The 12639-nt window shown below is 47.5% G+C and carries 7 protein-coding genes; 1 reads left to right on the top strand and 6 read right to left on the bottom strand.

The window, feature by feature from the left end; all coding sequences use genetic code 11:
• Position 1 precedes the first annotated feature (1 nt).
• The 6 genes from M2134_RS15090 to M2134_RS15065 form a co-directional block, all read right to left on the bottom strand.
• A complete protein-coding gene (locus M2134_RS15090; RefSeq protein WP_280752416.1) occupies positions 2-3049 on the bottom strand; it encodes an efflux RND transporter permease subunit in 3048 nt (1015 codons plus the stop codon).
• Positions 3050-3059: 10 nt separating this feature from the next.
• Positions 3060-4154, bottom strand: a complete 1095-nt coding sequence (locus tag M2134_RS15085; protein ID WP_280752415.1) for an efflux RND transporter periplasmic adaptor subunit — start codon at positions 4152-4154, stop codon at positions 3060-3062.
• A 325-nt stretch (positions 4155-4479) separates the two neighbouring features.
• Positions 4480-4821, bottom strand: coding sequence for a hypothetical protein (locus tag M2134_RS15080; RefSeq protein ID WP_280752414.1), 342 nt, complete (start codon positions 4819-4821; stop codon positions 4480-4482).
• Positions 4822-4889: 68 nt separating this feature from the next.
• Positions 4890-6365, bottom strand: coding sequence for a DUF3868 domain-containing protein (locus M2134_RS15075; RefSeq protein ID WP_280752413.1), 1476 nt, complete (start codon positions 6363-6365; stop codon positions 4890-4892).
• A gap of 8 nt (positions 6366-6373) precedes the next feature.
• Positions 6374-6940 (bottom strand): DUF3575 domain-containing protein, encoded by a 567-nt coding sequence (locus tag M2134_RS15070; RefSeq protein WP_280752412.1) that lies wholly within the window; start codon positions 6938-6940, stop codon positions 6374-6376.
• A gap of 305 nt (positions 6941-7245) precedes the next feature.
• A complete protein-coding gene (locus M2134_RS15065) occupies positions 7246-9120 on the bottom strand; it encodes a response regulator (RefSeq protein WP_280752430.1) in 1875 nt (624 codons plus the stop codon).
• A gap of 920 nt (positions 9121-10040) precedes the next feature.
• Between M2134_RS15065 and M2134_RS15060 the strand changes: the two genes are divergently transcribed.
• Complete coding sequence (locus M2134_RS15060; RefSeq protein ID WP_280750613.1) at positions 10041-10964, top strand: FimB/Mfa2 family fimbrial subunit; 924 nt, start codon at positions 10041-10043, stop codon at positions 10962-10964.
• Positions 10965-12639 lie beyond the last annotated feature (1675 nt).

The raw sequence follows: 12639 nt of genomic DNA, 5'->3' as shown, positions 1-12639 counted from the left end.
ATTATTTTTCTTCTTCCTTTCTTTGTTTTTTCTGTCGGTCGGTAGATATATAGGCATACATGGCCGGTACGATATAGAGGGTCAGGAAAGTCGAAACGAGCATCCCTCCCACTACGGCCGTTCCCATGGCGACGCGCTGGTTGGCTCCTTCGGCCGAAGCGAAGACAAGCGGCAGCAATCCGAGGATGGTCGAGGTACTGGTCATCAGGATCGGACGCAAACGCTGTGCCGCGGCTGTACGTATAGCTTCGGCAAACGGCAAGCCCGCCTCCTGGCGCTGGTTGGCAAATTCCACAATCAGAATCCCGTTCTTGGCCACCAGCCCGATCAACATGATAATACCGATCTGACTGAAGATATTCATCGTCACACCCGAGGCACTCATAAAGACCAAGGCTCCTGCGATAGCCAACGGCACGGTAAACATCACCACCAGCGGATCCTTGAAGCTCTCGAACTGAGCCGCCAACACCAGGTAGATCATGATAAGCGCCAAGACCAAGGCAAACATCAGACTATCAGCACTCTCGCGAAACTCTTTCGACTCGCCCGAGAGCGCGGTGCGGAAACTATCGTCGAGCACCTCCGCCGCGATGCGGTCCATCTCATCCAATCCGTCACCCAGGGTATAACCTTTGGCCAGCCCGCTCGAAACGGTGGCCGACACAAAACGGTTGTAGCGGTAGAGCTGTGGCGGTGCCACATCCTCGCGCAAAGCCACCAGGTTATCGAGCTGGATCATCGAGCCGCTGTTGTTGCGCACATAGATCGATTTGAGATCCAGCGGAGTATTACGTTGCTGACGATTGATCTCGCCCAGGATCTGGTATTGTTTTCCGTTCATATAGAAGTAGCCCATACGCTGTCCACTCAGGGCATATTGCAGGGTCTGAGCGATGTTGCGGGTGCTCACGCCCAAAAGCGAGGCTTTATCGCGATCGATCTCGATGCGGGTTTCGGGCTTAGTAAATTTGAGATTCACGTCCGCCATCTGAAACACCGGACTTTCATTCACCTTATTCATAAATTCGGGCAGGAACTCACGCAACTTGTCGATGCTGGTGGTTTGCAACACATACTGCACCGGCATACCGCCACGACGGCCTCCGAAGGTAGATTGTTGCTGCACAAACGCCCTGGCTTTGGTCTCCTTACGCACAGCCGCCGTCAAGGCGTCGGCGATCTCCATCTGCGAGCGTTCGCGGTCTTGGATATCGGGCAGGAAGACACTCAGGAAGCCGCTCGTTCCAAAGGCACGGGTGGTGACCGACAAACGCTCGGGCGCGAGAGAATCGGCAATCACCTCGATGCGATCGGCAAAGTCGCGGACAAACTCAAAGGTGGTACCCTCCGGCCCGCGCATATTGATCGATACCATCGAGCGGTCTTCCAGCGGCGCCAGTTCGGAAGGGATCTTCTGCCAAAGGAAAGCAATCAGGAACAATAATACGGCGATAAGTGGGAGGGCGATCCATTTCTTATTGAGGAAGGCGTTTAATGTACGTTCATAGAAGCGGTTCATCCAGTCGAAGAAGGGTTCGGTCTTGCGGTAGAACCAGTTTTGTTTCTCGCGTCGTTTCAAGAGCTTGGTCGCCAGCATCGGGGTGAAGGTAAGCGCCACAAACGAAGAGATAGCCACCGATCCGGCAATCACGATACTAAATTCCTTGAAAAGGCGACCGGTCATCCCATCCATAAAGACAATCGGGATAAAAACGGCTATCAGGGTGACAGTGGTCGATAAGACAGCGAAGAAGATCTCTTTCGAGCCTTCGATCCCCGCCTCTCGCGGCCGCATGCCCCGCTCGATGCGCACATAGATATTTTCGGTCACCACAATGGCATCGTCGACCACCAGCCCGACAGAGAGTACAACCGCCAAGAGCGACAACACATTGATGGAGAATCCGGCGATAAACATCACAAAGAAGGCACCCACCAGGGAGACCGGAATCACCACCACCGGCACCAGCGTCACACGCCAGTCGCGCAGGAACATAAAGATAATTAACACCACCAACAAGAAGGCAACGTAGATCGTCTCCTGTACCTCGGCAATAGAGGCGCGGATAAAGTGGGTATTGTCGTAGACCATCTCGATGGTGACATCCTCCGGCAGGTCTTTCTTCAACTGTTCGATACGGTTGTATGCCTCGTCGGCAATCTCGATGTGGTTGGCTCCCGGCTGGGGGACGATCACATTGATCACCATGGGTTCACCATTGCGTTTGAGGAAGCTGCGCAGGTCTTCGGGCGCCAATTCGGCACGTCCGATATCTTTGAAGCGAACGATATGGCCGCCACTCTGCTTCACGATCAGGTCATTAAATTCTTTGGCGGTAGTCATCAAGCCCATGGTACGGATCGAGAGATCGACCGTGTTCCCTTCGATACTACCGGAAGGCAATTCCACATTCTCGGCATCGACCGCGCTACGGATATCCAGCGGGGTCACACCGTAGCCGGCCATCTTCACCGGATCGAGCCACAAGCGCATGGAGTAGCGCTTCTGCCCCCAGATGTCTACACCACTCACGTTTTGGATTGTTTGCAGACGCTCTTTTACCGTCAGTTCCGCAATTTCGCTCAATTCCATCAGCGAACGGCTCTGGCTGCGGATACCGATCTGCATAATAGGCGTAGCATCGGCATCGGCCTTTGATACGGTAGGCGGGTCGCAATCGCGCGGCAGATAGCGCTGGGCACGCGACACCTTATCGCGCACGTCGTTGGCTGCCGTCTCCAGATCGACGGAGAGTTCAAACTCGACGGTGATACGGCTGCTTCCCTGACTACTGGTACTGCTCAGAGAGCGGATACCCGGGATACCGTTGATATTCTGTTCCAGAGGCTCTGTGATCTGGTTCATGATCACCTCCGCGTTGGCTCCCGGATAGGAGGTGCTGACGGTAATGATTGGCTGATCGACACTGGGGAACTCACGCACACCGAGCGACTGGTACCCGATCAACCCGAAAAGGAGGATCACAAGCACCATCACGGTGGAAAGAACAGGACGTTTTATGCTTAATTCTGATATATTAGCCATAGGATCCTACTTAATACAGGTTATCGATTGTGACTTTCATCCCGGAACGCAACTGCATGACGCCGGTCGTAATCAACGTATCTCCCACACTTAGCCCTTCCAATACCTGTACTCGCTCTTCGGTACGCAAGCCGATCATAATCTCCGTAGCCTGAGCTACTCCACCTTTATAGCGGTAAACGACGTTTTTCCCCATCTCCGGGATGACCGCTTCGCTGGGAATGGCTAACGCATTCTCGACAGCCTCTTTGGTCACTTCGATCGAGACAAAACGCCCCGGTGTGATATGTTCGTTGGGATTCGGATAGATCGCGCGGGCTATCAGGGAGCGCGTATCCTGCGTGATCTTGCTTTCTACCGCATATACCTTAGCCTGATAATCCATATACCTGTCTTCGGAATTCATAATGCTGAACTTGATATCCGTGCCTTTACGAATTTCAGTATCATATTTCTCATTCACCGAGAATTCGATCTTCAGCGGCGTGATCTTGGTCAGCTTCACAATCATCGTAGAAGGGGTGACATAGGCTCCTTCGCTGACCGAGCGGAGTCCGATGATGCCATCGAAAGGGGCGCGTAGTTCTGTCTGGGCGATATTGGCCTTTACCAGGTCGATATCCGCCATTAGTTTTTCATATTCAGTCGTTACCTGCTCATAAGCCTCCTGGCTGACGGCGTCGCGCTCCAAGAGGGTATGCTGGCGATAGACCCGGTCGCGTGCCAGCGGCACCTGTGCCTCCAGCTTCCGCAGTTGCGCCTGAAGCGGTTTGTCGTTGATTTTCGCAAGCAGATCGCCCTCTTTCACATGGATCCCTTCCGTGAAATAGATCGCGACAATCTTCCCGGACGATTCAAAAGAGAGGTCTACCTCTTCGTCGGGGATCGTGCTGCCCAACACAATGGTTCTATCGGTCAGCGTCTGGTATGTCAATACCTCCGCGTTTATATTCAATACCTGGTTACGAGGAGAAACGGTAGCGGTTACGGGCGATCCATCCTGGGAAGAGGCACTCCATTTGTTTTTTAGTTTCGGAAATACAATGATGCCAAGAATAAATAAGAGGATGACTCCCAAGAGTATCCATTTCGCACTTTTACTCATCTTACTATTAGGTTTAATTTCGTGTTGTACAATATCAGTCTACTTTGACCGAAGAAAACTCAAATGGTTTAATCTCCTTCCATAAAAGTATTCGCCCATGTAAAAGACAGGGCGATTGCAACAAATATAGGTAGAAAAAGAGTGTAGGAAAAGCGTATTCTTTGAAACAATCGGAAAAGAAGACTCTTTTAAATCTTGAAGAGATCTATTTGTAGAAATTAACATTCCGACATTAAAAAAGGGGAAGAACCGGTCTGCGACCGGACTTCCCCTAAAAATACACCCTCAATTTTTGCTAAGTCATTTCAACATCCAGCAAAATTCTTTAAGCAGAGAATTTTTCTAACTGTTGTCTTTTCCACTCAGGGAATCCACTAACGGACCTGTTCATGCTGAATTGCAACTTATCGTCGGCAACCAGCTTCAAGGAAACCCCCGGATGCAGTGGTAAGCTCATGTCGTCTACTCGGAATTTGGCTTTCAACAGGACTACATCGTAGCCTCCGCCAATCACCTCTTTTCCCAATACAACCGAACGCATAGCCGCCAAATAGTAGGCCGAACGTTCATAAGCACACCACACATCTCCTTCCAGATACAGGTACACGTTGTTTGGATTGTCCACTTCGTTTAATAAGACGTTTTCAATGTCCAAAATACGTTCCATGTTTAACAAATTAGAAATCTACACTATAATAATAAGATGCCCACACGGCATCTTCCCCCGTCATATAGTTATAGGTCGAACCCTGCGAAAAGAGCGTTGTCTTCTCTCTTCTTGCGTAATTCTTCCAGATTGGCTGCCGCTTCACGCACTCCCCCGTTTTGAGCTTGTGTAAGCAACTTTTCTGCCTCATCTAAATTGCCTTCCAACAGATTCAAGACACCCCGTGTGTGCACGGCTTGAATGCTGTTTCCGGCTTTTGTTATATAATTGCGCGCTGCGGCGTAATCATTCTTGCTGATAGCGATATTGGCTGCGTTCAAATTAGCCACTTCGTCTTCCGGGAACATCCGGACAGCTACTTCAAACACATTGTTGTAGTCGGCACTTCCCGGCTCGTAGGTGTTCGCTACGGCAAACATCTCATTCAAACTCAGGTGTTGCGGACGAGTCTTGATCACTTCACGTCCCTCTTCTACAGAGAATCCACGCACCGTATAGTCGATCCGGTATTCGGTACGACGCAGCGGTGGGAAGTGTTCAGCCAATACATATTTATAAGGAGCGCCACCATCGAGGGCACGCAGCTTGCGTTCTTTCACATCGAACTCATCCGAGCTGTTGATGATATCCAATACACCGGCACGTGAAGGCACATTCATATCGGCCTCTACGCGAGCTTTGAATCCGTCCCAGTCTTCGGGCTGAGAATCCAGGGTAAAGAAAGCGAGCGGGAACTGACGGTATTGCTGCATAATATAGTTACGCAGGGCTTCCGTACGATTCTTTGCCAGCGTCGCGTTGCTCTTGTAAGATCCTTCCGGCGAAGCAAACCCTTTCAGGAAGATACCGACAGGCGTGATATCGCTGTCGTTGATAACAGTCTCGATCGTATGACGAATCTTACCTAACTCAACCGCGTTGTTGCGGAAGTCGGGCAGAATCTGATAGCGTCCTACCTGGAAGTCCAGGAATGCCGTACCTACTTCGGCACGTTCTTTACGCGTTTCTACCTCCGGCGTTACATAAGCGTAGGTCGGCTGCGGTTCGTAGCGCTTGTCCGGACGTTGCAGGATATTGTTAGCGATCAGGATCGGATTGCCTTTTGATTCGTTTCCACATCCGCAGAGATTAGGATCCAACACAAAACGCGCGCTACGCATCCAGTCTTCCCAAGGGATGGTTGTTTTATATTCTACCACGTGTTCGTCTTTTTCCGGAGCGACCAACACCACAAAGCGTGGCTCGTCTTCCAGGTTGTTCAACGCGATCTCACGATGATAGACTTTATCGCGATTCTTTCCGTTGATCAGGATCGACGGAAGTCCCATTTTCTGGCTTTCTGCTTCCAACACCGGTGAGAGTGTCAGGAATTCTTTCGATTTAACGATATCACCCGGTATGCGGATGGTAGCGTCAATGCTTACGGTGTTACCTTTGCGTTTCAGTTCGTTCGACGTAACACTCACAGTGGATTGCGCCATGGCTGAAAGCGTTCCGGCGGCAAACATCACCAATACGATATATATATGTAGATATTTCTTCATGGCCCAAATCATTTAATGAAGTAAATAATAGAGAGTGCCACTTTCGTCACACCAAAATAATCTCTGTCTTTAGGTGTCATATCCCCGCAACAAGCACAATCGAACTTGTCGTGATCCATATGAGCCCAACCGGCACCAATCACCGCTTCCATGCTCCAACGGTTGCTGAGCAGCCATTGATAGCCATACGAAAGACCCGCTCCGTAAAGCGTTCCCTGGTAGCGATGTTTTTCCATGTTCTCACTCAGGAATTTGATACCCCCCACGTTGTAGTCGCCATAATGACCATGGAGTCCGAAGAAATGACCGTTAAATTTTTCACAGGTCCAGTAGCGTAGTTCTGGCTGTACTAACCAATGCTTCAAACGCATCGCGTCACAATCATCACTAAATTTCCAAGGGTTATAATTCCCGGAAATGTCTAAAGTCCACTTATCCGCTAACCCAAACTCAACCCCCAAATTGATGGTAGTTGTCAGGTCGTAGAGTAAGTTTGACTTTACCGCAAACTTCTGGCTGTAGGCATTGGTTGTCATAAAAGCCAGAAGCACGAAAAAGAAAAGTACTTTTTTCATATACTTACGTTTTAAATTTATACATCAGTTAGTCACCCACCTACTCCCCGAACACTCCGTTTATCCAAAATCCGTGTCACAGCTTAACAAAAAACAGCCATACAACAGAGTTCCTTCTTACATAGGATCATTCACGATACAAATATAGAAAAACTTCATCCTCACTACAATAGGTAAATGTTTCATCTTGTAAGGGTAAAACTACCAATAACATTGGTAAAACTACCAGTTTCAAAAAGATGATAGACTTACCGACGATTCGGCGAAAAAGCGTTGTTTAAATCGGTTACACACACGGCCTTCCCTTAATTGGGTTGCCCATATTGCGAAGGAGTCACCCCAAATTGCTCCGCAAAACGCTTACGGAAAGTAGCGGTATCATTAAAGCCCACCATCTCCCCTACTTCGGCGACAGAATATTTCTGCATCAGAAGGAACTCAGCCGCTTTTTTCAAACGAACGGTACGCGTGAGTTCCAAAATGCTACAATCGGAATATTGCTTGATCTTACGATAAAGCGTCGGCAGACTGATATTGAGCTCATCGGCTAAGATCTTCGCCTCGAAAGTGGAGTCATCCAGATGACTCTCTATCGAGCGGATCACGGCATCGATAAACGGACTATTCTTCGTGCCCGGTATGCCGTGAGAATCTTTTTCGCTTTCCGAAGCGGCTCCTTCGGTTCCGCCACCGCTGCTCACATAATAATGCTGAAGCTGCTCCCGCTTTTTCAACAGGCTACCCACCTTGCTGCGCAGGATCTCCACGTCGAACGGTTTGGTGATGTAATCGTCGGCACCGGCTTCAATACCTTTAATAACGTCTTCACTTTCTACCTTGGCGGTAAGCATCACCACCGGCGTCTGCGCCGTCCGCTTGTCGCTCTTTATCTCACGACAGGTCTCGAAACCATCTTTGATCGGCATCATCACGTCGCAAAGGATGAGATCCGGCAATTCCTGAATGGCCATGTCGACCCCTTCCTGGCCGTTGCGCGCTTCGACCACCTGATATTCTTTGCTGAACACATGTTTGAGGAACCAGCGAATCTGGTCGCTGTCGTCGATCACTAACAGTTTCTTACCGGTTGATTTCTTCTGCGGGATCACTTGAATCAGTTCCGCGATCTCCTCTTTTTGCTTATCATTCAGCTTCACCAGGTCGCCTTCCGGCTCTACAAACTCTACCCGACGCTCCATCAGATGCTTCTTCCCTAACGGAACCAACATAGAATAGGTCGTGCCGTTTGCGGAGGTCTCATGCTCATAGATACCGCCGATATCCTCAACCATATCCACCACCTGGCGCAGTCCGCGACGAGCACTTTCATTCTCATCCAAGCCTTCGTCCGAAACGGTCAGGTTACAGTAAGCCGTATCTTCCCGGCGCTCTACAGAGATATCGAGCACTACCTTTCCATACACAAAGGTGCTCTTCAACGCGTTGGTCAACAACGTACGCAAAGCATATTCCATTTTTCGGCGATCAAGCCAGACCCAGAGCACATCGGTCTGTGTCGTCACCCGAAAATCAATACTGTTCATAGCAATCCAGTCGACAAAAAGGTCGCAGCTCTGACTGGCTATCTCGATCATGTCATAGCGGGCAACGCGCAGATAACTGGCGACGTCGTTGGTGCGACGCGTTCCGATCAACTGATCGGCAAGGTCCTGCAAGGCTAATGTGTTTCGATAGGCCGAGATCAACTGAGTCGACATATCCTCTTCGGGCGATTTGTTCTGAACCACCAAAGAGAGAGAGCCTAAAATAAGGGAAAGCGGAGTACGCATTTCGTGAATCGTCTCCACAAAGAAACTATCCTGGATCGTCTCTGCCTCTTGTACCTGGGTCTTGGCGTGCTCTTCTTTTTCTGCCGCCTCACGCAAAATGGTATCGTTCTCTTTTATCTTAGCGACCAGGATCTGTTCCAGCTCACGCTTATTACCGGTAAGAACAGAGATCGTCTCATCCTGCTCTTTCGATTTCTGCTCCAGCTCTTCCAGGCCACGGCTTAACTCTTCATTTTTAAGACGCAGCTCCTCGGCTGCGGCACCAGACTCATCGCCCTTCTTCTTGAAAAAGAAAAACAATCCGGCAGCAACTCCCACCAAAAGAAGAAGAAAAACAACGATCAGTATTCCGGTAGAAGAATTATTGTTCGCATCATTGGCATAAGTCATTCCCGGCAATAGCGCCAGCATCAACAAGCAGCCCCCCTTGCGGAAAAAGGTATTCGTTTTCATAGGGTAAATCTTTTTATAATTAACGATCAGCGATTAACCGGAGGCATACAACCTCCTGTTTCACGCAAAAATACGAAGAAAGAATGTCATATTCAATCCAAAATTGCTTTTTTTTATTATTTGTAACTTATTCGCCCTATACATTAATATATATAGGGGGCGGAAGTGGGGAAATCCCGGTTCTGACATTTTGTCAAAATCGTCCGAGAAATTTTCCAAAAACGTAGGGGTATTTTAAATTACCCGCAGGAGTAACACTTTTTAACGTATCATATTGTAAAGCAAAATCGCCTTTTTACTATCATTTTGACATTTGCTTAACGAGCGTAGCGAAGTAAAAAGCCATTTACTTTTCGCCATTTTCATGGGATTTCCGGCCAAGAATAAAAAGTTATTGACCCGATTTGCGTGAGATTTGCACGAGCAACCGGTCGATCGGTCTTATATATGGAAAGGATGTAAGGGGTTCTAATAAAATTCAAAACAGCCTTTAAGGTGAAAAAAACAGACAAATGACACACATACCACCGCCCATTTCAGGCAGAGAAACAATGAAATGATATTTTTAACCACCGCAATAATAGTTTTACCACCCATCAAAAACAGACAAATCGCAGGGCTTTTCTGATCGTTTTACCACCCCGATTGATCGTTTTATCGCCTGTTTTGATCGTTTTACACGCGTTTTTGAGAGAATATCGATTGTTTTAACTGTTTTTAACGCTAAAATGTTTGGCAGTATGGAATACCGCCGTATATTTGCATCGTGATGATAGTTTTACCAACGGGTTGAGGGACCTAAAGAATTAAAATCACAAAAAGTAAATAAAACGTATACACAACAAAAATTGAGAGTCATGAGAACAAATATCTTCAACAAAGGTTTACTTGCAATAGCAACTTTATCTACACTGTTAGCGTTCACTTCCTGTTCGTCTGACAGCGACTCCAATTATACAGCTACAGAAGTAGTTGCTCCTAAACAAGCTGATTTCACAGTTAGAATCAAAGCAATCGACAAAGCCGGTAAAGACATTACTACTTACGGCGAAGGAAACGATGTAACGCTTTATATCTTCGATGATAACTATGACTTCATCGCTTCACAAAACATCGCTAAAGCAGCCGTTATGAACGGCCAGAAAATACAGATCCACGCACAAAATGCTAACCGTATTACCGTGGTTGCATGGGCTGGATTATCAAACAACAAAGAAGAAGTTAGTTCACTTACCAAAGCCAACATTTTATCTGATTTACGTGTTCAGTTGAAACAAAACAATGGACAGGTCACTACACCCCCGAGTGACCTGTTCTATGGCCAACTGACTTTAGACCGTGCACAAACAAAAGCTGACCAAGTAAATACATTGGTAGTTGCAAGAAAAGTAGCACAATTCACACTGGCTACCCTGAATGTTACTGAAACTTACGGCACAACAGGTGACTATTACTACAAAATTACATCTACATCAGACGCTATTGATTATAATGGTAAAGTTACAGGTTCTGTAGTTAGCTACATCGTTCCGACATCTGTGAACGAAATGGGTAACCTGACAAAAGAACAGATTTCTATTTTTCCGTCTGAAAATGTAACTGTAGAGCTTTACAGAAACGACCAAATGATCCTTTCCAGCAAAAATTTCCAAAAAACTGAAAACATCGCTGTAAACGAAGGAGAACAAGCCGTAGTATATTTCAACGCTGCTAACTCTAACAAGATCACTTACCAAGTAGCAAACTTTGGTACTGTTGTTAATATTGTTAATGTAGCGTAACACCAGCCGCCCTCAATTTTTGTATACGTTATAATAAATCGTCGCACATTCGGATATTTCCGGATGTGCGATTTGTTTTATGAATACCCCAAAGAAGGTGATAGTTTCACCAAAACAAATGATAGTTTTACCACCCATTCAAAACCCTGTCTACATGCGGGTTCTGGAGAAACAGATGATAGGCATACCTATCATTGTGATAGCTTTGCCGACCGAGTGATAGGATCACAAACCGAGTGATAGCTTTACCACTTTGCGTGATAGGATCACCGATCGATAAAAACACCAAAAACGAAGAATACTGACAAATACAAGGTTTTGAATACATGGTGATAGTTTTACCGATGTGGTGATAGCTTTACCGACCACCAACTAAAAAAGGAAAAGCAACTGCCAGGATCAGGATTAACCGGACAGGCGAGAGGTGCGGGATATATTTAATAGAGAGATAATAGGCATCTGCTTAATCTTGGTAATCCTGATGATAATCCTGATTCCGACAAAGAAATATCTTCTCATAGCCATTTAAGCCACAGAAGAGAGCAGATCTTCAAATTGGAGAAAAATTGAAGGGAGAAAGGAGAAAGGGAATAGGAATCGAAGATCGCTTAGCCGAAGGCGCAGAGCAAATAGGAGATGTTGGCACAGGTGACGTAGATAACACTATGTTTGACTTTATTTATAAGACTGAAGGTCACGAGCCCGAAGGGCTGAGTCCCAGAGGGACGAAGACTTAGCCCACGGGTAAGCAGGCTGAAAGTCTGCGCTACCCTGGGTATCATGACAATACAATAAGTTGAGTTCTGAATCGAAGATCGGCCTTAGCCAAAGAACGATAGATAGTATGATAGGATGTATGGTGATAGAGCCTGTGAATAGTGGTTTTCTTCTTTCGTTCTTACAGAACTCATTTTTATATATCTATGGAATCCCAGGGTGGCGCAGACCTCCGGCCTGCTTACCCATAGGCTAAGTCTTCGTCCCGCTGGGACTCGGCCCTTCAGGCCCGCTGTGGCCTTCAGCCATGAATATATATCCCCACCTTCAAATATTACAAAATTGGAAGATTTTATTTATATGACTGAAGGTCACAGCAGGCCTGAAGGGCCGAGCCCCAGCGGGACGAATACTTAGCCCACGGGTAAGCAGGCTGAAGGTTTGCGCCACCCTGGGTATCACGACAACACAACAAGTTGAGTTCTGAAGGAACGATAGATAGTATGATAGAATATATGGTGATAGCGCCTGTGAATAGTGGATTTCTTCTTTCGTTCTTACAGAACTCATTTTTATATATCTATGGAGCCCCAGGGTTGCGCAGGCCTTCAGCCTGCTTACCCGTGGGCTAAGTCTTCGTCCCGCTGGGACTCGGCCCTTCAGGCCCTCTATGGCTTTCAGCCATGAATACATAGCCCACCTTCCCATCTTACTTAATCTGAAGCTCCCTTTCTCCCTTCTCCTTCAAATCTTCCATTCTTACATAATTGGAAGATTTCCATATAAATCCCGCAGGGATTTCCTATTCGTAACCGCGGGTGTAGCGAAGCAAACCCGCGGTAGGCAGATAGACAAGACCTACCCTACAAGCAACCCCGAAGCGGGTTGAACCCATTCCGGGTTCGTTAGTTATTATTAGCGGAATACCCCCGGTCGTTCGCTTCGCTCTCTTACCGAG

It is taken from the genome of Parabacteroides sp. PM6-13, assembly GCF_029892605.1.
In the GTDB taxonomy this organism is placed as follows: domain Bacteria; phylum Bacteroidota; class Bacteroidia; order Bacteroidales; family Tannerellaceae; genus QVMG01.
Note: the sequence above shows the minus strand (reverse complement) of the source record. Positions and strands in the feature narration are given on the sequence as shown.

What these genes read in the sequence shown, in the direction of transcription:
- M2134_RS15090 (WP_280752416.1), bottom strand. Translation starts at nt 3,049, where the DNA reads ATGGCTAATATATCAGAATTAAGCATAAAACGTCCTGTTCTTTCCACC.
- M2134_RS15065 (WP_280752430.1), bottom strand. Translation starts at nt 9,120, where the DNA reads ATGACTTATGCCAATGATGCGAACAATAATTCTTCTACCGGAATACTG.
- M2134_RS15060 (WP_280750613.1), top strand. Translation starts at nt 10,041, where the DNA reads ATGAGAACAAATATCTTCAACAAAGGTTTACTTGCAATAGCAACTTTA.
- M2134_RS15075 (WP_280752413.1), bottom strand. Translation starts at nt 6,365, where the DNA reads ATGAAGAAATATCTACATATATATATCGTATTGGTGATGTTTGCCGCC.
- M2134_RS15085 (WP_280752415.1), bottom strand. Translation starts at nt 4,154, where the DNA reads ATGAGTAAAAGTGCGAAATGGATACTCTTGGGAGTCATCCTCTTATTT.
- M2134_RS15080 (WP_280752414.1), bottom strand. Translation starts at nt 4,821, where the DNA reads ATGGAACGTATTTTGGACATTGAAAACGTCTTATTAAACGAAGTGGAC.
- M2134_RS15070 (WP_280752412.1), bottom strand. Translation starts at nt 6,940, where the DNA reads ATGAAAAAAGTACTTTTCTTTTTCGTGCTTCTGGCTTTTATGACAACC.